Below are 20,423 nucleotides of genomic sequence, written 5' to 3'. Positions count from 1 at the left end.
GATCGACCGGATAGGAGGCATCAGGCCGCTTGGCAAGCCTGTCTCCGCACCGGCACTGCTTCCAGAAACTGATCCAGCGAAGCCGCTTTGACATCCCGCCTGGCGAGGTGGTCGAAAATCTTGTCCCACCACATGAAAAAGGCAGCCTGGTCCTTCGCGCTGCGTACATAGGGCGTATGCCCCGGCTCCAGCGTCGGCGAGTGGAAGCTGAAGTTCAGGACTGCGGCGCCTTCTTCGATCAAAGCATCGATCGCGCTTATGGCATCACGGACCGGCACGCCCTCTGGCGTCAATGGCACCCGGCTGAACAAACCGGTCCGCGCCAAGCCCCCCGCAATCCTGCCGACCGACTGCGCCTTTTGATAAAGCCGCTCGCCCCCGCTTCGCAACATCCCCACAAAGGCTGTCGAAAGCGGCAGTTCGACCAGAGCACGCTCCGGCCCCGCCCAATAGGGATTGAGTGGCAAGCCCCGGAAGTCCGGTCCATGCTGTGCGCTATAATCGAACCTGCTGCGTACCGAGCTGTCGAGCCGAAACCCTGCCTTCTCCAGCAAGCGCGCGCTATTATGCCCAACGCCATAGCGCCCAGCGCGATAGGCGGCCGGGCGTCGGCCGAACCGCTCCGTGATCCGGTGACATAATGCTTCCAGCTTCGCGCGCTCAACCGCCTCGGGAAGAAACCCTGCATAGCTGTTCGCCTCAGTCACCTCTTCAACGTGCGGAGGATTGACCCAGGGGTGAAGGTGCGCGCCGACATCCGCCATGCCGTCAGCCACCCACTGCGCCATCATCCCGGCAGCGGCGTCATTGTCTACCACTGGATAATCAGCAACATAAATGGGCTTCACGCCCGCTGACGTGAAATAGGCCTGACCGAGCGCCATGCCATCCAGTGCCGTCACGCCATGGCCATGGCGGCTGAATGGAGCGCTCCAGTCGAACTCTTCCTCGGTATCGACGAACAGCATGAACCGCGTCCCGAAATCGGGAGCAAGCGTGACCATGTCCTGCGCCAAGGGCCTGCGCAGCAGACTGCCGTCATGATCGGATGAATTCATGGCTCCGCTCTACCGCCGCAAAGGTTGCGATAGCGTTTCCCTCAAAGCGTCAGAAGCTGCCTGCAGCATCCTCAGCCAAGGTGATCGCGGGCATCGACAGCAGGAACCGGTCCGGCTCGATCTGCAAGGCGCCGCCGCAACCCGCCGCAAGGCTCCGTATCAGGCGCAGCGAAAAGCCGAGGCCCAGCAACGGGCCATCCGCCCAATCGCCATCGGCTGTATAGCCAGGGTCGAGAAGCCGCTCCTCGTCCATCCCCTCCAGGCTTGCAGGCCTGTCGACCGCCAGCATCACCGATCCATGTCCGCCATCCGGCTGATACCAGCAAGCGCCGCTCAGCGCCTCGCCCGGCGTCGCGATTGAAACGACCGTGCGGATCAGATGCTGTACCATGCGTTCGCCCTGAACCGGATCGATCCGCACCATCGGCAGCGATCGCGCCAGATTGATGTCGATCTGAGCGCCATTTCCCTCACCCTGCTCCCGGAACCGAGCGGACACTTGCGCGATCAGCAACGCCGGGTCGATCGCAACCGGAGCCTCTGCCCCTTCTCCGCGCGACACGCGGGCCGCAAGGTCAAGGTCATCGAAAGCAGCCAGCAGATGCCGGGCGTCCAAAGCAATCTTTCCCGCCATCTCCCGATATTCGGGGCCGCTGGGACCGAACAGCTCCTGTTCGATGATATCGGCGAACCCCAAAATAGCGTTCAGCGGCGTGCGCAGCTCATGCACCAGTTGCCGCAGCGAGTCGGCGGAAAGTCCGGCGACTGACACAGGTTCAGCCTGCGGCGGAGCCGCGACCTCATGCAGATAGGGGCGGCGGGCTTGGCCGCGATATCCCTGAAATCTGCCCGATCGCGGATCGAAGAAGGGCGTTGCCGATAGCCGCCATTCGCCCGCCATCGCTCCGCCGACGATGGTGTAGCGTCCATTCTGGAATCCGCTGCGCCGCATGAAAGCGCCCGCAACGCTGCCGTCGGGGCCGCTTGCGCCGACAACAGCCACCTCACCAAGCGAAAGTCCGATCAGCGCCGCGCGCGGGCCCTGATCGACCCAGATCATCATGCCCGTGGCATCCGTTTCGAATGCGAAGGAACCGACGGCGCCGGACTGCCCAACGTCGGCACGGGGCGTGACCACATCGGGTATCCGCCGCCCGCTCGTAAAGCGTTCGATCCTGTCGACAAGGTTCCGGATCTGGTCGTCGCCTGCCGGAACGTCATCCGTCGGCTCGGCCGAAGCGTCTTCGACCAGTGCTTCCTGCACATCCGCAGATGGCTCCGCGCTGTCATCTGGCGCCATCATGGCGGGCGTCAGCAGCATGTCGCTCATATCGTCGACAGGCTCCGCCGCACGGTCGCTTGTCAGGACGAGGTCGGCCGCGCCGAACGCCTCCAGCGCCTGCTGTGTCGCGGCGCCCAGATCTCGCCGTCCCCGCAGAACGCCACGCGCTGTTGGCGTGAGGCTAGGTAGCAGGGCAATCCACGCGTCATCAGGCAGGCGCGCGCGCGACATGGCGGCGGCTACAATCGCGGGCCTGTCATTGGCAAAAAACTCGACGAGCGCGGGCGACCGCAAGCGTCCGCCGAGCTCGACCACCGACGCGATCCGCTGGGTTTCCGACAATTGAGGTTGCAGTCCCGCGAGCCGGTCCAGCAACACGGCGCGTTCTTCATCCGGCAAGGTGCGCCGGTCGGCACGATCATTCTGCGCCAGCAGATCGACGCACTGACGCCACAGCGTCACCGCGCCCAGGCCGCTCCTGTTTTCTGCGGCGAGAACCGTCTGCATCAAATCGTTGAAGCGCACCTTATTCCCCTTGAGGACTTCCGCCGACGTGCAGAACTTCGCCGCGAAAGGAAATCATGACGAACGAATAGGCCTTCCCGTGCCTGAGGAAAAGGGCCAGCGGATGGCAATTCGGGGAGCGTCGCATAGTGGGACAATTGCATTGCCCTGAAATATTATTATGATACGGCGTAAGGATTAGAAAGGAAATAAGCAGAAGAATGGCTGGGCCCGCTATTGATGACATCGATCTCCACATCCTGGGCGAGTTGCAGCAGGATGGCCGGATGACCAATGTGGAGCTCGCCCGAAAGGTCGGCTTGACCGCTCCTCCTTGCCTGCGCCGCGTGCGCGCCCTGGAAGAAAGCGGCGCGATCACTTCCTATCATGCTGTCGTCAACCCGGCCATGCTGGGCTACACCATCACCGTGTTCGCGATGGTCAGCCTGAAGAGCCAGGCGGAATCTGACCTCAAGGCTTTCGAGGATCATGTCGCGACCCTGCCGGAGGTTCGCGAATGCTATATGCTGAATGGAGAGATTGATTTCATCCTGAAGGTCGTGGCCAAGGATCTTCAGAGCTTCCAGCAGTTCCTCACGTCGAAGCTGACGCCTGCCCCCAATGTGGTGAGCGTGAAGACGTCCTTGACGATCCGCATGTCGAAAAATCTGCCGGGCGTGCCCCTGCCACTCTGATCTAAACCCAGCGGGGCGCGGTTTTTGCCAAAGGGCCAGCGCACAACGAACCTGCGCGCTGGCCCTTCGCTATCACTTAGCTCGCAGGCGGCACTGCTACCGGCTGGAACGCCGTCTTGCGGCTCTGCTGGTCAACCCACACGCTCCAGAAACCGGCGACACTCGCCCAATTGCCCGTAACCTGTGCAAGCGCCGTCTTCGCCGACGCCAGATCGCCTGACCGCGCCAGCGCTATGCCAAGTCGCGCATTAGCCTTCCCCTGGTCAACGCCGCCCTTCGACAAGGCGAGCCGGTACATCTCGACCGCCTGCGGGAACTGGCTGAGCGAGAAATAGCTGTCTGCCACGGACATCGCCGCCGACCCGTCCTTCGCGGCCGCTGCCTTCTTCGCGGCCGCTGGCAAGGCGGCGATTTCCTTCGCCGCCTTGGGCGTCACGCTCTTCATCAGGCTTGCCGTAACCGCCTGCGTCGGCGTCAGCTTGCCCGCCGAGCGGCCAGCCTCGATGATGGCCTTGGCCTCCGCATAATTGCCCGCCTTTTCAGCGAGCTGCGCATAGGCCTGATAGTCACGCTCGCTCGCCATCGCTCCATTGGCCGCCTGCAAGCGGTAAAGGTCAAGCTGCGGCTGCGCGTCGGTCCCCGGCGCCGTCATGTAATTGGAAAGCGCGGACCGCCATTCCCCGGCCGATCCATAACGGGCCAGGCGCTCGCGATAGAGCGCTCCCACCTCGGCCCAGTCACCCGCTGCATAAGCGAGCGAAATGGCGCGGTCATACCAGGCAGCCGGGATAGCCTGCCCGGACGCCCGCTGTCGCGCCAGCGCTTCCTGTACGAAGGGCCGCGCGTTCTTTACCTTGTTCTTGCGCAGGTAGATGTCGGCACGCAGCATCGTCGCGTCGATGCCGTCATACCCCAGCGTCTTGGCATAATCGAGCTGCGCCAGCGCATCGTCGTAATTGCCCACCACATAGGACAGGTAGCCGGCGGTGTAGCGCAGGCGTGGCGCATCCTTCTTGGGCACGGAATTCGTCTTGAACATGTCAGTCAGTGCCACGCGCTGGCCCTGGAAATTGCGCTTGAGCACCGCCAGTTCGAACCGCAAGGCGGCAGCCACATAGGCTTCATAGTCGCTGACCGGCATCAACCCGCTGATCTGCGCCTGGGCGGTGTTCGTGTCTCCTGCCTTGATCGCGCTGTCCGCTGCCTGTGCAGCTGCCCGGAACCCTTCGGACATGGTGATAACCGGCCCGCTGGTTGACGCCTTTTTCGCCGCCGCTGGCACCGCTACGACCGTAAGAGCCGTGATCGCAAGAAGCCCAGATTTCAGCATGGATTGTCGCAGCCCGATCATGTCGGCCGTCCCCTTTTATGTCAGGCGCCCGTTTCAGGCGCCGGTCCCTGTTCATGTCGATATGAAGAAGGTGCGCCACCCGGATGAGCAGCGCACCTTTTTGAGCTTAGGCCTTGGTCGCGAGATAGCTCAGCCAGAGGTCGGCGATCTTCTTGCGCGTGCCGGCCTGCACCGACTGCAACGCCGCCTTCGCCGATGCCACATCGCCGCCCAGGGCCTTGGCGATGCCAAGACGCGTATTCACCTCGTCCGCATCGACGCCGCCCTTCTGCTTGGCGAGTTCGAACATGGCCGCCGCCTTGGCATAGTCGCCATAGCCGAGATAAGCGTCAGCGGTCGCCGCTGCGATCTTGCCATTGGCCGCCTTGCGCGCATCCGCCTCCGCCGAAGCAAGCGAGGCCTTGTCACCGGCGATCTTCGGTGCTGCCGTCTGATAGAGATCGGCGCCCGACGTGCCCTTCAGCACACCCTTGGCCCGGCCTTGGTCGATCGCTGATTTCACCTCGCCATAGATGCCGGTCTTGGATGCCATTTCCCCATATTCAAGGAAGTCGCCAGCAACCACCAGGCCGCCCGAGGCCGCCATCAGACGCAGAACGTCCAGATTTTCCCGGTTGGTGATATTCGGGTTCGCCTGCTGGAAGAGGCGGACGAGGGTGCGGAGGTTTTCCCCATTCGGAGCCGCCTGGTACGCCAATGTCGCCCATTCGGTCACTTCGGGCAGGCGCGATGCGGCGGCCCGGCTCACACCGATCTGATACCACTGCGCGGGCACTTGGCCGCCAGCAGCCTTCGTCGCGTCAGCAGCAGCTTTCAGCGCGGCAAGGCCCTTCTGGTTGAGGCCGCGCGCGGGTTCAGCTCCGGCATTGGCCGTTCCCGCCTTGCCGAAATAGGCCTGCGCCAGCGTCGCATTGATGGACTCGGGCTTGTAGTTTGCCTGAATCGCCGCCTGCGCCCGCTGGATCGCCAGATCGTAATTCTTTGCCTGAAGCGCCTGATCGGCGGCAACCGCGTTGAACTGGCCGACCTGTTCTGCTGGGGTAAGGCCGCTGTCGAGCATCTGCGCCAGCGCCTCGCCCTGCATCGCGCTGTCCTTGGCGGCGATGGAGGTGTTCAGCTTGATGGCGCCGATCTGATATTTGTCATCGTTCGACTTGGCCTTGCTATCCGCATCCGCCAACGCCGCCTTTGCTCCTGCAAAGTCGTTCTTCTGCGCTGCGGCCTGCGCCGTCTGCAGAGCCTTGATGACGTCGGGAGAAACATTCAGCTTGGGCGCGCCGCCCTTCTTGTCTTCCTTCTTCGCGGCCATCGCGGGCGCGGAAATGGCGCCTCCGGTCACCGCAAGGGCCAGCGCGAGTGCCACGGGGGATACAAAACGCATGATCATCTTCTCCTCTGTGCGCCTGGGGAAAGGCGCCCCTTGATTGAGCGCCGTTTAGGGGACGGCGCGTGAATGACGTTTGAACATCGTATATGCAGCAGTTTTCCGCCTGTCAGCCCTTTCTTGCAGCTTGATCTGACGCGAGCGCGCGTGCGCGCGAGGGGTGACAGATTTGTTTCGCTCCGCTAGTGCATGAGCAACGAAACAGTTCCATCCAAAAAGAGAATCGCATTGACCGACGAGACTGCCCTCGCCGACCCTTCGGACATCAGCCCCATCTCCATCGTGGAGGAGATGAAGGCAAGCTATCTCGACTATGCCATGTCGGTCATCGTCGCCCGTGCCCTGCCGGACGTGCGCGACGGGTTGAAGCCGGTGCACCGCCGTATCCTCTTTTCGGCCCATGAATCGGGCTTCACCTACAACAAGCCCTATCGCAAGTCGGCGCGCATCGTCGGTGACGTGATCGGTAAATATCACCCCCATGGCGACAGCCCGATTTACGACGCCTTGGCGCGCATGACCCAGGATTGGGCGATGCGGGTCCCTTTGATCGATGGTCAGGGGAACTTCGGTTCAATGGATCCCGATCCGCCGGCGGCGATGCGCTACACCGAAGCGCGCCTGGCCAAGGTCACTAATGCCCTGCTGGAGGATCTCGACAAGGACACCGTCGATTTCCAGCCCAACTATGACGCATCGGAAAGCGAGCCGCAGGTTCTGCCCGCACGCTTTCCCAACCTGCTGGTCAACGGCTCGGGCGGCATCGCGGTTGGCATGGCGACCAATATCCCACCGCACAATCTGGGCGAAGTGGTCCGCGCCTGCCTTGCCTATATCGACAACCCCGCGATCACCATCGACGAACTGATCCAGATCGTCCCCGGCCCCGACTTCCCGACCGCGCCGCTGATCCTCGGCCAGTCGGGTGCCCGCAGCGCCTATCACACCGGGCGCGGATCCATCATGATGCGCTCGCGCCACGTGATCGAGGAAGGACGCGGCGACCGGCGCTCCATCGTCCTCACCGCCATCCCTTACCAGGTCGGCAAAAACGGCCTGGTCGAAAAGATCGCCGAAGCCGCCAAGGACAAGCGGATCGAGGGCATCAGCGACATTCGCGATGAATCCAATCGCGAAGGCGTCCGCATCGTCATGGACCTGAAGCGGGATGCGACGCCAGAGGTCGTACTCAACCAGCTGTGGCGCAACACTCCCGCGCAGTCGAGCTTCCCGGCCAACATGCTCGCCATTCGCGGCGGCCGCCCCGAACTGCTCAACATCCGCGATATCATCGAAGCCTTCGTCAAATTTCGCGAAGAGGTCATCACCCGCCGTACGAAGTATGAACTCAACAAGGCCCGCGACCGCGCGCATATCTTGTTGGGCCTCGTCATCGCGGTCACCAATCTCGATGAAGTCGTTCGCACTATCCGCGGCTCGGCCAGTCCGGCCGAGGCGCGCGAAACGCTGCTGGCCCGCGAATGGCCGGTCGCTGAAATCGCGCCCTATCTGCGCCTCGTCGAAGCGATCGAGACAGAGGCGACCGGCGACACCTACCGTCTGTCCGACGTTCAGGTTCGCGCCATCCTGGACCTGCGCCTCCACCGCCTGACCGCGCTTGGCCGCGACGAGATCGGCAACGAACTGGCCGAACTGGCCGCCGCCATCGCCGAATATCTCGAAATCCTGGGCAACCGGCAGAAACTCTACGCCGTGATGCGCGAGGAGTTCGAGGCGATCGAGCGCGACTTTGCCACGCCCCGCATCTCGGAAATCACCGCCGCCGCCGACGGCATCGAGGATGAAGACCTGATCGAGCGCGAGGAGATGGTCGTCACCGTCACCGTGCAGGGCTATATCAAGCGCACCCCGCTCGAAAGCTTCCGCGCCCAGGCGCGCGGCGGCAAGGGCCGGTCCGGCATGGCGACCAAGGATGAGGATGCGATCACCGAACTGTTCGTGACCTCAACGCACACGCCGGTCCTCTTCTTCTCCACCGCAGGCAAGGTCTATCGCCTCAAGGTCTGGCGCCTTCCAGAAGGTGGCCCCGCGACGCGGGGCCGGCCGATGGTGAACCTCCTGCCGCTCGGTCCGGGCGAAACGATCCAGACCGTGCTGCCGCTGCCCGAGGATGAGGATAGCTGGAAGGACCTGCACGTCATGTTCGCAACCGCGAACGGCACGGTCCGCCGCAACAGCATGGACGCCTTCGCCAACGTGCCGAGCAACGGCAAGATCGCGATGCGCTTCGATGAGGGCAGCGACGATTGCCTGATCGGCGTCGCCCTGCTGAGCGAAGAGGATGACGTCTTGCTCGCCACCCGCCAGGGCAAGGCGATCCGCTTCAAGGCGACCGACGTGCGCGAGTTCCAGAGCCGTACGTCCACCGGCGTACGCGGCATGACGCTGAAGGGCGATGATGAAGTCATCTCGCTCTCCATCCTCCACCGCGCCGGGACGACGCAGGAGGAGCGCGAAGACTATCTGCGTTTTGCCCCGTGGAAGCCGGAGAAGGAAGGCTCCCCCCAGATGAGCGAGGAGCGCTTTGCCGAGCTACAGGGCAAGGAGCAGTTCATCCTCACCGTCTGCTCCAACGGCTACGGCAAGCTGTCGTCGGCCTATGACTATCGTCGCACCGGACGTGGCGGCCAGGGCATCACAAACATCGACAATATCGGCCGCAACGGCCCGGTGGTGGCGAGCTTCCCCGCGCGTCATGGCGATCATCTGATGCTGGTTACCGACCAGGCCAAGCTGATTCGCATGGGCCTCGACACCCTGCGCGTCATCGGCCGCAATTCGGCAGGCGTGCGCCTCTTCAACGTCTCGGACGACGAACATGTCGTCAGCGCCGCGAAGATCGAGGAAAGCGACGAGGAAACGGAAATCAGCACCCCGGCTGGCATGGAAGTCTCACCCGAAGTCAGCCCCGAAGCCGACCCGGACCTCACCGAAGAGTGACGGAGCTCTTCGCCTATAAAATCCTGACCAAGGATCAGTATGACCAGCTAAAGACCGACGGCGTGTTCAAGGGCGCGCCCGTCGATCTCGCTGATGGCTACATCCACCTGTCCACCCGCGAACAGGCGTCTGAAACCGCCGCCAAGCATTTCGCGGGCCAGGACCATCTGGTGATGCTGATGATTGACCTCGCCCCCTTCGGCGATGCGCTTAAATGGGAAGAATCGCGCGGCGGCGCGCTCTTCCCCCACCTCTACGCCGACCTGCCCGTCAGCGCGGTCGCGGGAAAGGTCGTCCTGCGCCTGGATGAACAGGGCAAGCATCTCTTTCCTGCAGGGTTCTAACGTGCCACAATGTGGTCGTTTGATCGCGATAGATCATCCGGCTCTATGAGCCACGTTCCACAAGCCGCTCGTCTGCTGGTATATTTCACTCTCCTAAATCACGACGAGCGAGAGATCAAAAATCAACTCAAGTCCTAGGCCGTTTGCTATACGGATAACTCCGTCGCTCTTTTCAAGCGCATCACCTTCCCGCCGCTCACCCAATAATCAAATCCGCCCCACCTGATCCGCCGTGATCCAGCCGCCGCGAGTTGCATCCCCCAATGCGCCCAGCACACGGCAAAAGGCGCCAGCACATCCCACCAGAGCGAACGCCGCGCCGCCCGCGCCTGGTCCGGCTCCAATACTCCCGCGATGATCCGCCGCCGCCCCAGCGCGCGACCAAAAGCCGCCGCATAGCCAATGGCCAGAGCGCCCCAACCACCCCAGCACATCGCCCAAACCCAGCCCAAAGCTTGCGCGCCAACCACCAGAGCAGCGATGCCCCACATCCCCACGCTGTTCGTCACGATATGCCGGTACTGCCGCACGCCGAACGCAATCGCCCCGCTTCCCTCCAGCGGCGATGCCACCAGCAAATCCCGCACCGGCCGCAACCGCAGCTTCGCGCGCCATCCCGCAAGGCCGATCGCCATATCATCCGACAACCGCCCCGCCAGCGCCGCGTCTAGGTCGAGCCGCTCCGCCACCTCACGCGTCAACGCCATCGCTCCGCCCCAGGGCATGGTCGCACTCGCAGCCCGTGGCAATGTCGCCAACTGCATCTCCACAGCCCCAACCAGCGCCGCCGTGGGCCGCGCCTCAGGCAACAGCAGCCGATAGCCGGTCACGATGTCCGCCTTCCCCCGCACCAAGGGAAAAAGCAGCCGCCCCACCAACCGGGCAGGCGGCTCGATATCCGCATCCACGAACACCAAATAGCGGTAATCCGGCCGCAAAGCCCGCAAAGCCGCCCGCAATTTATGAACCTTCTGCCCCTCATCGATTGCCATGCCCGCGCGGACAAGCTGCACCCAATCCCCCTCCCGCGCTGCCAAAGCTTCCGCCGCTGGGCACCCTCCGCTTGAGGCAATCACCAGCCGGAACCGCGCCGTCTGCGCCTTCAACCGGGCGATCAGTTCCGCCCCGCCATCCCAATCATCCCGCACCGACAGCAGGACGACCACGCCCTCAGGCGCTTCCTCCTTCCGGTCCACTGGAAGATGCCGCCAATAGTTCAGCACGCCCAGCAGCGTCAGCCCCTGCAGCACCGCCCATGCCCAAAAGGCCCAACCCATCGTAAATCCAAGCCCTTTACCGCCCCGACCGCTGCTGTATGACGCTTGGCAAGATGCTCTCCAACCCTTTTCTCTTCACCCTCCTGCGCATTCTCCCGGCGTCGGTCGCCTCATGGCTCGGCGGCTGGCTGTCCGCGAACATAGCCCGCAGGAACATGAAGCTGCGCGATCAGCGCGCCCGCGCCAACCTCGCCATCCTGCGCCCCGATATGGATGAAGCCACGCGTGAGGAAATGCTCACCCGCCGCTGGATCAATCTCGGCCGCACCATGGCCGAACTCACCAACATCGACCGGCTGATCGAAAACGACCATATCACGGTCGAAGACGCCAAAGGTTATGACGAGGTTCTCGCCGGTCCCGGCCCCATGATCGCGCTTGCCGTGCATTTCGGCAATTGGGACCTGCTCGCCGCCCATATCAAGGCGTCGACTGACCGCCCCGGTCTCGGCGTCTATGACCCGCCGCAAGATCCGGGGCAGGCCGCCATGCTGAAGCGCGCCCGCAGCTCCTATATGGGGGAGGCGATCACCGGCGACGGCGCGGCTCGCGGCATCCTGAAGCATTTGACGACCAAGGACCGCGCCACCCTCTACATCCTGCTGGACGAGCGCCGCGATCGTCAGGTCTGGTTCCCCCGCTTCGGCCGCGACTTGCCGCCATCGGGCAATCTTTCCGTCGCGCTGCGCCTCGGCCGCAAAGTCGGCGCGAAGTTCCTCCCCTTCTACCTGATCCGAACCACCGGGCCCAATTTCCGCGTCCACTGGCACCCGCCGCTCGACCCCGCGCAACTCACCGACGACCAGATCATGGATCAGGTCGACGCCTTCCTCGGCAAAGCCTGTATCGACCATGCCGACCAATGGCTGGCGCTCCACGATATGGATTTGACGGTCTGATCCTCCCGTTCGGGCTGATCGCATGAGGATCAAACCGGTTCTCTCCCAACCCAACAGCCGCTAAAGCCCCAAAATGCCCCGACTCGCCATCAAGATTTGCGGCCTTTCCACGCTCGACGCGATCGGCGCAGCCGTTCGGGCAGGCGCGACCCATCTAGGCTTCGTCCATTTCGCCGAGAGCCCCCGCCATGTCGAGGCCGACCAGTTGCGCGCTCTGGCCTCAACCGTCCCCACCCATGTCGAGCGCGTAGCCGTCCTGGTCGATCCTACAGACGAAACGCTTGCTGAACTCGCCGCAACCAAAACTCTCACCGCCCTGCAACTCCACGGCAAGGAAAGCCCCGAACGCGCCGCCGCCATCGCCAAGCGCTTCGAACTCCCCGTCTGGAAAGCCATTTCCGTCAAGACCCGCGCGGACATCGACGCAGCGAAGGCCTATGCCGGTGCGGCCGACTTCCTCCTGTTCGACGCGAAAACGCCCGACGGCGCGGCGCTCCCAGGTGGAATGGGGCTGCGCTTCGACTGGACCCTGCTGCGCGGCGTCCCCATATCCATGCCCTGGGGCCTTTCAGGAGGTCTCGGCATCGACAATGTCGCCGAAGCGATCCGCATCACCGGCGCACCGATGATCGACGTTTCTTCGGGCGTGGAAAGCGCGCCAGGCATCAAGAGTGTGGACAAGATCATGGCCTTCTGCAAAGCGGCACAGCAATCATGACCATCAGCAACTCCCTCCGCTCGCAACCGGACGCATCCGGTCATTTCGGGTCTTTCGGCGGCCGCTATGTCGCCGAAACGCTGATGCCGCTCATTCTGGAGCTGGAAAAGGTCTACAAGGAAGCAAAGCAGGACCCGACTTTCGAAGCCGAGTTCGAAGAGTTGCTGCGAAGCTATGTCGGCCGGCCCAACCCGCTTTACTATGCAGGCCGCCTGACCGAAGCGCTACGCGCCGATGCCCCAGATGGTAAGGGCGCAAAAATCTATCTGAAGCGCGAGGAATTGAACCACACCGGCGCGCACAAGATCAACAATTGCATCGGCCAGGCCCTGCTTGCCCGCCGCATGGGCAAGAAGAAGGTCATCGCCGAAACGGGCGCGGGCCAGCATGGCGTCGCTACCGCCACCGTCGCCGCCCTGTTCGGCATGGAATGCAAGATCTTCATGGGCGCGAAGGATGTCGAGCGGCAAAAGCCCAACGTCTTCCGCATGAAGCTGCTGGGCGCGGAAGTCATTCCCGTCGTGTCAGGCTCGCAAACGCTGAAAGACGCGATGAACGACGCCTTGCGTCATTGGGTTTCAAACGTCCACGACACCTTCTACATCATCGGCACTGCTGCCGGGCCGCACCCCTATCCGGAACTGGTCCGCGACTTTCAGTCGGTGATCGGCAAGGAAGCGCGCCAGCAGATCGTCGAAATCGAAGGCCGCCTGCCTGACCTGCTGATCGCCCCGGTCGGCGGCGGCTCCAACGCCATTGGTCTTTTCCACCCCTTCCTTGACGATGTGGACGTCAAGATGATCGGCGTGGAAGCAGCGGGCGAGGGCCTCACCGGCAAGCATGCTGCCTCGCTTGCGGGCGGCGCGTCCGGCATCCTCCACGGCAACCGGACCTATCTGCTTCAGGACGAAGACGGCCAGATCACCGAAGCGCACAGCATTTCGGCGGGACTCGACTATCCCGGCATCGGCCCTGAACATAGCTGGCTGCATGAGATCGGCCGCGTTCAATATATGCCGATCACCGATGACGAAGCGCTCGCCAGTTTCCAGAAGCTTGCGGCTCTCGAAGGCATCATCCCGGCGCTGGAATCCGCCCACGCCATCGCCAGCGCGGAAAAGGTTGCCCCCACGATGGACGCGGACCAGATCATCGTCGTCAATCTCTCTGGACGGGGCGACAAGGACATCTTCACCGTCGCCGACGCGCTGGGAGTGGAGATGTGATGCCCTTCCGCGCACTCCGTGCTCCTGCGAAGGCAGGAGCCCAGTCCCGCCGTCCGATCTGGATTCCTGCCTGCGCAGGAACACGCCCGCGCAGGGATTACTGATGACTGACCGCCTCGCCACCCGCTTCGCCGCCTGCAAGGAAGCAGGGCGCGCCGCCCTCGTCACCTTCGTGACCGCGGGCGACCCGACCGTTACCGCCACTCCGGCGATCCTCGACGCCCTTGTCGCTGGCGGCGCCGACATCATCGAACTCGGCATGCCCTTCACCGATCCGATGGCGGACGGCCCCGCGATCGAATTGGCAAATCTGCGCAGCCTTGGCTCGGGTACGAAGACCAAGGACATCTTCCATCTCGCCACCACCTTCCGCGCGCGGCACCCCCATACGCCGCTGGTGCTGATGGGTTACGCCAATCCGATGCTGATCCGTGGCTCCGAATGGTTTGCGAACCAGTGCCGTGAAGCAGGCGTCGATGGCGTCATCTGTGTCGATACGCCCCCCGAAGAGGACGCCGAAATCGGTCCGGCCCTGCGCGCGGCAGGCGTTCACCTCATACGCCTCGCGACACCCACCACCGACGCCGCTCGCCTTCCCGCCGTGCTCGATGGCGCCAGCGGCTTCCTCTACCATGTCGCCGTTGCAGGCGTGACCGGTAAGCAGCAGGCAGCCCAAGCCGCCGTCGAACAGGCCGTGGAAAAGCTGAAGGCCGCGACGGACCTTCCCATCGCCGTCGGCTTCGGCGTCCGCTCCGCTGAACAGGCCGCCGCGATCGGCCGTGTCGCTGACGGCGTGGTCGTCGGATCGGCCATTGTCGATATCATCGGCTCGCATGGCGACGCCGCCGCCCCCTTCGTTCAGGAGTTCGTCGCCACCTTGAGCGGCGCTCTCAAAGCCAACAGCCCCCATTTTCGGGAGACCGCCGCATGAGTTGGATCAACCGCGTCCGCAACGCCGTCCCCTTCCTTGCCAAAAAGGAAAGCACGGCCGAGACGCTGTGGCACAAATGCCCGTCCTGCACGGAAATGATCTTTATCAAGGAGTGGGAAGACAATCTGTCCGTCTGCCCGCGCTGTGACCATCATGGCCGCATCGGCCCGTCCGAGCGGTTCGAGCAGATCCTCGACGCAGGCTTCATCCTGCTGCCCACCCCGCCGGTTCAGGAAGACCCGCTCAAGTTCCGCGATTCCAAGCGCTATCCGGACCGCATGAAGGCCGCCCGTGCCCAGACCGGGGATCAGGACGCCCTCATCAACGCGCGCGGCGCGATCGACGACGTTCCCTTGGTCATGGGCGTGCAGAATTTCGCCTTCATGGGCGGCTCCATGGGCATGGGCGTGGGCGCGGCATTCATCCAGGGCGTGAACGAAGCCATCGGCCATAAATGCCCTTATGTCATCTTCACCGCAGCAGGCGGCGCGCGCATGCAGGAAGGGATATTGTCCCTTATGCAGATGCCGCGGTCGACCGTCGCGATCCAGAAACTGCACGCGGCGGGCCTCCCCTATATCGTCGTCCTCACTGATCCGACGACGGGCGGCGTCACCGCCAGCTACGCGATGCTGGGCGATGTCCAGATCGCCGAGCCTAACGCCCTTATCGGCTTCGCGGGCCAGCGCGTCATCGAAAGCACGATCCGCGAAAAGCTGCCCGATGGCTTCCAGCGCGCTGAATATCTTCTGGAACATGGCATGCTCGACATGGTTGTTCACCGTAGCGAATTGCGCGACACGCTCGCACGGGTGATCGGCTACCTCGCTCCCCGCGCAGCTGCCTGACGCCACCGCGCGAGGGATTTAGGGCCATGCCCGACCACGCCATTTCCGATGATCCGGGCGTTCAGGCTCAACTGGACCGGCTCGCCACGCTCTCGCCCGGCGCCGACACGCTTGGCCTCGACCGCATCACTCGCTTGCTCGACCGGCTGCGCGATCCGCATCGGGCGCTGCCGCCGGTGTTCCATGTCGCGGGAACCAACGGCAAAGGCTCGACCTGTGCTTTTCTGCGCGCGGCTCTGGAAGCGGACGGCAGGAGCGTTCACGTCTTCACCTCGCCCCATCTCGTCCGCTTCAACGAACGCATCCGGCTCAATGGCCAGCTGATCAGCGACGAAGCGCTCGCCCACTATCTTTCTCGCGTGCTGGACGTTGCGGAGGGTATCAACGCGAGCTTCTTCGAAGTCACGACCGCCGCCGCCTTCCTCGCCTTCGCCGAACATCCCGCCGACGCCTGCATCATCGAAGTGGGGCTCGGCGGACGGCTCGACGCCACCAACATCATCGAGAATCCCGCCGTCTGCGGCATCGCCCAGCTCGGCCTCGATCATCAGGCCTTCCTCGGCGACAATCTTCGCGCGATCGCCACGGAAAAGGCAGGCATCGCCAAGCCCCGCGCGCCCCTAGTCACGCAGCGCTACCCCGGATCGCTCGCTTCCGTGATGCGCGAAGCCGCCAACCGCGCGCGCACCGTCTGGCTCCCCATGGGCCAAAGCTGGGACGCCGCAAGCTATCGCGACCGCCTGCATTACCGCGACGAGCAGGGCCGGCTAGACACCCCACTCCCCCGCCTCCCCGGCGCGCATCAGGTACAGAACGCCGCGCTCGCCTTCGCCATGCTCCGCCATCAAAGCGCCCTGCCCGTCAGCGAGGCTGCCCTGAAGGCCGCGCCCCTCTGGGCGCATTGGCCCGCCCGCCTTCAGCGTCTGGACCACGGCCCCCTGCTCGCCCCCCTCCCGCCTGGCAGCGAAGCCTGGCTCGACGGCGGCCATAACGCCGGAGCAGGCGAAGCAATCAGCGCCTTCTTCACCGCCGACCGGCTTGGCGGCCGCCAACTGCATCTCGTCATCGGGATGCTCGCCAACAAAGATGTGGACGCCTTCCTCGCTCCCTTCGCCGGGCGCATCGCGCACATCCACGCGCTCCCCGTGCCGGGCCATGATCATCACCCCCCAAGCCGCTTCGCCGCCATCGCGGAGCAATGGGGCATAGGCTGCACTGCCCATGCAAGCCCCGCCGAAGCGATCCAGGCCGTCGCCACCACCAGCGGAGATCAAGCCCCGCTCCTCCTCATCGCCGGGTCGCTTTACCTTGCGGGCGAAATTTTGCGCCTGAACGAGCAGTTTCCTGACTGAATAGACTTGCGATTGACTCGCAATAGCGTAACCTGCGGTCCGTCACACAACGGATAAAGGTGCTCGCACATGGCCCATGGAGAGATCAGCCCTCTAGACCTGCCCCGCTCGATGCCGCACGGCTACGGCAACCGCCTCTTCCTTTACACGATGCGCCGCATGGCCAGCGCCGGGGTCAACGACGCGCATGCCGCGAACGCCATGCTCGGCGCTTTCGGGCGCAGCTATCGCCGTCCGCTCGTCCTGATGCGCGCCATGATGCTGGAGGTCGCCCGCTGCGCCACCCGCCGGATATTGGTCGCGCCCTGCTGCTGCGCCCGGATGACCGCCGACGAAGCGACTCTCATGCACGCGATCAGCACGGCGCTGCAGGACCCGCCTTCATCCTACGACCAGCTCGCCACGCTGCTCGGAACCGACGATGTGCTGGGCGCGCTCACCTGCCTGCAAGCCGTAGCCCAGGCGCACGGCGATCTTGGCCGCCCGCTGGACCTCTACGCAGGCGCCTGAGCCCCCTCATCCGTCGCCGCGCTGCCGACGCTCGCATCCACCAACCCGCTGCGCATCATCAACCAGAAAAGGATGATGCCCGGCAGCGCCAACACGGTCGTCAACAGATAGAAGTCCACATAGCCAAACCGCTCGATCAGCGCCCCCGCCGTCGTCCCGGTCAGGAAGCGCCCAACGATGCTCGCCGCTGCCGAAATCATCGCATATTGGGCAGCGGTAAAGCGCAGGTCGCACAGCGCTGAGAAGTACGCGACCACCGCCACGCCGCCGATCCCGCTCGCGAAATTCTCGAAGCCGATCGCGCCCGCCATGCCCAGATTGCTCTTGCCGGTCCCCGCCAGCAGCGCAAAGCTGAAGTTCGACACCGCCATCAGCACCAGGCTGATCAGCACCGACCGTTTCAACCCCAGCCGCGCATACAACACGCCGCCCACGAAAATCCCCGCCAGCAACGCCCAGAAGCCCACGCCCACATCGTAGATCGCGATCTCCTCATTGCTGTAGCCCAGATCGTTGAACAGCAGCCGGAACGTCAGGTTCGCCAGCGTGTCCCCGATCTTGTGCACGATGATGAAGAGCAGGACGAGCAGCGCGCCCTTTCGCTTGAAGAAGTCGACGAAGGGCCCGACGATCGCCTGCACCAGCTCCCCGCCCGTTTTGCGCGAAGCAATCTCCCGATGCCGCTCGGGCTCGCCGACGACCAACGCCGCCAGCATCGCGGGCAGCGCGAACATGGAACAGACCAGATAAGCCAGCGTCCAGTCCCAATATTGCGCCACCACCAGCGCCAGCGCACCCGCCGCTGCCGCGCCGATCCGCCAGCCATATTGCGACATCCCCGCACCGATGCCCAATTGCTCGGGCCGCAGTATCTCGATCCGATAGCCATCGATGATGATGTCGAACGTCGCCCCCGCAATCCCCAGCAGGATCGCCGCCCGCACCGTGCCCATCAGGTCGTTCGCCGGATCGACAAAGGCGAGATTGACCACCGCTGCCATCACCAGCAGACCGGCCACCAGCATCCAGGACACGCGCTGCCCCAGCCGATGCAGCAGCGGCAGCTTCACCCCTTCGATCACCCATGCCCACAGCCATTTGAGGTTATAGGCGAGCAGCACCAGGCTGAACGCCGTGACGCTTTTCTTATCGATCCCGTCCTGCGCCAGTCGTGACGCCAGGTTCGCGCCGATCATCGCAAAAGGAAAGCCCGAGGAAATCCCCAGGAAAAGCGCGGCGAGCGGCGCCTTCTCCACATAGGGTTTCACAGCATCCAGCCAACTTCTGGTGCCAACGGCAATGTCATTCATGAAAAGCTGCGCCCCCGAAGATGCTTATCCCGCCACCATATGGCCAATCATCGAAGAAACAAGCACAACGGCCCCTCCCTATCTCCCCTCCCGCAGGCGGGAGGGCTGGGGGTGGGCCAGCGCAACGTAGATCGAGTGCAAAAGGTTGGCGCTTCGACGCCATCAACCCACCAACATCCACCCCACAAACCCGACCGCCACAATCCACACGATCACAACGAAGATCAAACCTGCCACAGACACAGGCTTGCGCCGCTCCACGGCCTTCATCCGAAGCTCAGCCATCACATGCTGAGGAACGAGCCTGACCGCAGCCATGATGCCCAACGGCACGATCACCAGATCATCAAGATAGCCAAGGACAGGAATGAAATCCGGAATGAGGTCGACCGGCGACAGGGCGTAAGCCGCGACAGCAGCCGCCAAAGCCTTCGCATACCAGGCAACCCGAGGATCGCGCGCAGCGAACCAGAGGGCGATGACATCGCGCTTGATGTTCCTCGCCCACTCGTTGAGCCTTTTCATCGCCGTCCGGTTCATCAGCCCTGAATGGAACGGCGCGACGCTGCCTGCAACTGATCGAGCAACAATGTCCTTTCTTGTAATCGGACGATGACGCGCGATATAGAGGGCTCATATGAGCACAGGTCGCAAGGGCATGGATCGCAGGAGTGTGATCGCTGGCGTCACAACAACCGGTATCGCATCCTTGGCGGAAAGGTCCGCGCATGGCGCTTCCGAAACCTCATTGCCCGGTTCCACCGCCGTGCCCCGCAATTTTCCACCGCCCTCAACCATCAGCAAGGCCGCGCAGGATTATTTGCGCAAAGGCGCGATGCAGCCCCCTCCAGCTCCTGTGCCCGCGCCGGAGGACGTAGCGGGTTGGCACGCCTATGTTGCAGCGGGCAACGCCCCCCTGCCGGTTGAAATGATCCTGAAAATTCCCGGCGTTGACGTGGAGACGCGGCAGATGGGTGGAGCAACAGTCTATTTGGCTACCCCCAAGGGCCTGAGTGAAGCTGACCGTCGGAAGGCGCATCTCAGCATTCACGGTGGGGGCTGGGTGCTGTTCGGTGGTCGGCATGCCATGGCCTTGGCCAAGATCACGGCGATGCAATATGGCTGCGTCACCTATGCCGTGGATTACAGGATGCCGCCGGAACATCCGTTTCCAGCGGGTTTGAACGACTGTTTCGCGGTGTACCGCGCATTGCTGAAGGACTTTGGCGCAAGGAACATGTTGGTCTCGGGCGGATCGGCAGGCGGCAATCTGGCGGCTGCATTGATGCTCAAGATACGCGATGCGGGCTTGGAAAAGCCGAGTGCGCTGATTCTCCAAACGCCGGTGACCGACCTTACCAATGCTGGCGACAGCTGGCAGGTGCTCTACGGTCTCGACCCAGTGCTGCGCGACCCCGATGGCGTTGGATCGACCGAACTCTACCTCAATGGCAATGATCCGCGTCAGCCTTATCTTTCGCCGCTTTTCGGCGATCTCGCGACCGCCTTTCCGCCGACACATCTGATCACGGGAACCCGCGACCGGCTGCTGTCCGATACAGTCAGGATGCATGCGGCGCTAAGAGCCGCGAATGTCGAGGCGGATCTCTACGTCAGCGAAGCCATGCCGCATGCCGGTTTCGGCCAGCAGACGCCCGAAGATCAGGCAATATTGAGCGATACGCGCAAGTGGTTGAACGGGCGCTGGCCTCGGGCCTGATCGGCACTACGCCTGCCTGTGGATTGGACGGGAAAGCAGCGACCCACCCAGCC

General features: G+C 63.5%; 18 protein-coding genes. 11 read left to right on the top strand and 7 right to left on the bottom strand.

Annotation, left to right across the window (positions count from 1 at the left end; all coding sequences use genetic code 11):
• Nucleotides 1–20: 20 nt before the first annotated feature.
• Nucleotides 21–1,058: a polysaccharide deacetylase family protein gene (locus tag MU848_RS08185; RefSeq protein ID WP_247231142.1), complete on the bottom strand. Its 1,038-nt coding sequence runs from the start codon at nt 1,056–1,058 to the stop codon at nt 21–23.
• Nucleotides 1,059–1,107: 49 nt separating this feature from the next.
• The gene (locus MU848_RS08180; protein WP_247231141.1) at nt 1,108–2,865 is read right to left on the bottom strand and encodes a sensor histidine kinase; all 1,758 of its coding nucleotides are present in this window, start codon (nt 2,863–2,865) and stop codon (nt 1,108–1,110) included.
• A gap of 200 nt (nt 2,866–3,065) precedes the next feature.
• On the opposite strand from MU848_RS08180, the gene MU848_RS08175 reads away from it, so the two are divergent.
• The gene (locus MU848_RS08175) at nt 3,066–3,539 is read left to right on the top strand and encodes an Lrp/AsnC family transcriptional regulator (protein WP_097091581.1); all 474 of its coding nucleotides are present in this window, start codon (nt 3,066–3,068) and stop codon (nt 3,537–3,539) included.
• A 76-nt stretch (nt 3,540–3,615) separates the two neighbouring features.
• Here MU848_RS08175 and MU848_RS08170 read toward each other — a convergent pair whose 3' ends face one another.
• On the bottom strand, nt 3,616–4,890 hold the full coding sequence (locus tag MU848_RS08170) for a tetratricopeptide repeat protein (RefSeq protein WP_247231140.1): 1,275 nt from the start codon (nt 4,888–4,890) through the stop codon (nt 3,616–3,618).
• A 106-nt stretch (nt 4,891–4,996) separates the two neighbouring features.
• Nucleotides 4,997–6,277 carry a hypothetical protein gene (locus tag MU848_RS08165; RefSeq protein ID WP_097091582.1) on the bottom strand — a complete coding sequence of 427 codons (1,281 nt, stop codon included), beginning with the start codon at nt 6,275–6,277 and terminating at the stop codon, nt 4,997–4,999.
• A gap of 225 nt (nt 6,278–6,502) precedes the next feature.
• Between MU848_RS08165 and gyrA the strand changes: the two genes are divergently transcribed.
• Together gyrA and MU848_RS08155 are read left to right on the top strand one after the other, a co-directional pair.
• Entirely contained in the window at nt 6,503–9,235 is a 2,733-nt protein-coding gene (gene gyrA / locus MU848_RS08160) for a DNA gyrase subunit A (RefSeq protein WP_201514010.1), read from the top strand.
• Complete coding sequence (locus tag MU848_RS08155; protein WP_247231139.1) at nt 9,232–9,579, top strand: DUF952 domain-containing protein; 348 nt, start codon at nt 9,232–9,234, stop codon at nt 9,577–9,579. The genes gyrA and MU848_RS08155 overlap by 4 nt, the downstream gene beginning before the upstream one ends.
• A gap of 146 nt (nt 9,580–9,725) precedes the next feature.
• Here MU848_RS08155 and MU848_RS08150 read toward each other — a convergent pair whose 3' ends face one another.
• On the bottom strand, nt 9,726–10,856 hold the full coding sequence (locus MU848_RS08150; RefSeq protein ID WP_247231138.1) for a glycosyltransferase: 1,131 nt from the start codon (nt 10,854–10,856) through the stop codon (nt 9,726–9,728).
• 53 nt (nt 10,857–10,909) lie between these two features.
• Between MU848_RS08150 and MU848_RS08145 the strand changes: the two genes are divergently transcribed.
• The 7 genes from MU848_RS08145 (at nt 10,910) to MU848_RS08115 (ending at nt 17,340) form a co-directional block, all read left to right on the top strand.
• The gene (locus tag MU848_RS08145) at nt 10,910–11,755 is read left to right on the top strand and encodes a lysophospholipid acyltransferase family protein (RefSeq protein ID WP_247231726.1); all 846 of its coding nucleotides are present in this window, start codon (nt 10,910–10,912) and stop codon (nt 11,753–11,755) included.
• Between the two features lie 73 nt (nt 11,756–11,828).
• The gene (locus MU848_RS08140; protein WP_247231137.1) at nt 11,829–12,473 is read left to right on the top strand and encodes a phosphoribosylanthranilate isomerase; all 645 of its coding nucleotides are present in this window, start codon (nt 11,829–11,831) and stop codon (nt 12,471–12,473) included.
• The gene (trpB, locus tag MU848_RS08135; protein ID WP_201514030.1) at nt 12,470–13,699 is read left to right on the top strand and encodes a tryptophan synthase subunit beta; all 1,230 of its coding nucleotides are present in this window, start codon (nt 12,470–12,472) and stop codon (nt 13,697–13,699) included. Before MU848_RS08140 ends, trpB begins: the two co-directional genes overlap by 4 nt.
• Nucleotides 13,700–13,802: 103 nt before the next feature.
• On the top strand, nt 13,803–14,630 hold the full coding sequence (gene trpA / locus MU848_RS08130) for a tryptophan synthase subunit alpha (RefSeq protein ID WP_247231136.1): 828 nt from the start codon (nt 13,803–13,805) through the stop codon (nt 14,628–14,630).
• Nucleotides 14,627–15,478 (top strand): acetyl-CoA carboxylase, carboxyltransferase subunit beta, encoded by an 852-nt coding sequence (gene accD / locus MU848_RS08125; protein WP_097091588.1) that lies wholly within the window; start codon nt 14,627–14,629, stop codon nt 15,476–15,478. Before trpA ends, accD begins: the two co-directional genes overlap by 4 nt.
• A gap of 26 nt (nt 15,479–15,504) precedes the next feature.
• Entirely contained in the window at nt 15,505–16,830 is a 1,326-nt protein-coding gene (locus MU848_RS08120) for a bifunctional folylpolyglutamate synthase/dihydrofolate synthase (RefSeq protein WP_247231135.1), read from the top strand.
• A 69-nt stretch (nt 16,831–16,899) separates the two neighbouring features.
• Nucleotides 16,900–17,340, top strand: a complete 441-nt coding sequence (locus MU848_RS08115; protein ID WP_201514036.1) for a DUF6628 family protein — start codon at nt 16,900–16,902, stop codon at nt 17,338–17,340.
• Here the strand turns inward: MU848_RS08115 and MU848_RS08110 are convergent.
• Together MU848_RS08110 and MU848_RS19125 are read right to left on the bottom strand one after the other, a co-directional pair.
• Nucleotides 17,325–18,650 (bottom strand): AmpG family muropeptide MFS transporter, encoded by a 1,326-nt coding sequence (locus MU848_RS08110; RefSeq protein ID WP_097091591.1) that lies wholly within the window; start codon nt 18,648–18,650, stop codon nt 17,325–17,327. The two genes, MU848_RS08115 and MU848_RS08110, sit on opposite strands and share 16 nt — an antisense overlap.
• Nucleotides 18,651–18,812: 162 nt before the next feature.
• Nucleotides 18,813–19,190, bottom strand: a complete 378-nt coding sequence (locus MU848_RS19125; RefSeq protein ID WP_247231134.1) for a YkvA family protein — start codon at nt 19,188–19,190, stop codon at nt 18,813–18,815.
• Between the two features lie 97 nt (nt 19,191–19,287).
• On the opposite strand from MU848_RS19125, the gene MU848_RS08100 reads away from it, so the two are divergent.
• The gene (locus tag MU848_RS08100) at nt 19,288–20,370 is read left to right on the top strand and encodes an alpha/beta hydrolase (RefSeq protein WP_247231133.1); all 1,083 of its coding nucleotides are present in this window, start codon (nt 19,288–19,290) and stop codon (nt 20,368–20,370) included.
• The last annotated feature ends 53 nt before the right edge of the window (nt 20,371–20,423 follow it).

The sequence above is a fragment of the Sphingobium agri genome (assembly GCF_023051225.1).
GTDB classification, from domain to species: Bacteria; Pseudomonadota; Alphaproteobacteria; order Sphingomonadales; family Sphingomonadaceae; genus Sphingobium; species Sphingobium agri.
Note: the sequence above shows the minus strand (reverse complement) of the source record. Positions and strands in the feature narration are given on the sequence as shown.

Bases quoted from the DNA above. Each gene is read 5' to 3' on its own strand.
- MU848_RS08120 (WP_247231135.1), top strand. From the start codon at position 15,505: ATGCCCGACCACGCCATTTCCGATGATCCGGGCGTTCAGGCTCAACTG.
- MU848_RS08145 (WP_247231726.1), top strand. From the start codon at position 10,910: ATGCTCTCCAACCCTTTTCTCTTCACCCTCCTGCGCATTCTCCCGGCG.
- MU848_RS08110 (WP_097091591.1), bottom strand. From the start codon at position 18,650: ATGAATGACATTGCCGTTGGCACCAGAAGTTGGCTGGATGCTGTGAAA.
- MU848_RS08100 (WP_247231133.1), top strand. From the start codon at position 19,288: ATGAGCACAGGTCGCAAGGGCATGGATCGCAGGAGTGTGATCGCTGGC.
- MU848_RS19125 (WP_247231134.1), bottom strand. From the start codon at position 19,190: ATGAACCGGACGGCGATGAAAAGGCTCAACGAGTGGGCGAGGAACATC.
- MU848_RS08185 (WP_247231142.1), bottom strand. From the start codon at position 1,058: ATGAATTCATCCGATCATGACGGCAGTCTGCTGCGCAGGCCCTTGGCG.
- MU848_RS08165 (WP_097091582.1), bottom strand. From the start codon at position 6,277: ATGATCATGCGTTTTGTATCCCCCGTGGCACTCGCGCTGGCCCTTGCG.
- trpA (WP_247231136.1), top strand. From the start codon at position 13,803: ATGACTGACCGCCTCGCCACCCGCTTCGCCGCCTGCAAGGAAGCAGGG.
- trpB (WP_201514030.1), top strand. From the start codon at position 12,470: ATGACCATCAGCAACTCCCTCCGCTCGCAACCGGACGCATCCGGTCAT.
- MU848_RS08170 (WP_247231140.1), bottom strand. From the start codon at position 4,890: ATGATCGGGCTGCGACAATCCATGCTGAAATCTGGGCTTCTTGCGATC.
- MU848_RS08140 (WP_247231137.1), top strand. From the start codon at position 11,829: ATGCCCCGACTCGCCATCAAGATTTGCGGCCTTTCCACGCTCGACGCG.
- MU848_RS08115 (WP_201514036.1), top strand. From the start codon at position 16,900: ATGGCCCATGGAGAGATCAGCCCTCTAGACCTGCCCCGCTCGATGCCG.
- accD (WP_097091588.1), top strand. From the start codon at position 14,627: ATGAGTTGGATCAACCGCGTCCGCAACGCCGTCCCCTTCCTTGCCAAA.
- MU848_RS08175 (WP_097091581.1), top strand. From the start codon at position 3,066: ATGGCTGGGCCCGCTATTGATGACATCGATCTCCACATCCTGGGCGAG.
- MU848_RS08150 (WP_247231138.1), bottom strand. From the start codon at position 10,856: ATGGGTTGGGCCTTTTGGGCATGGGCGGTGCTGCAGGGGCTGACGCTG.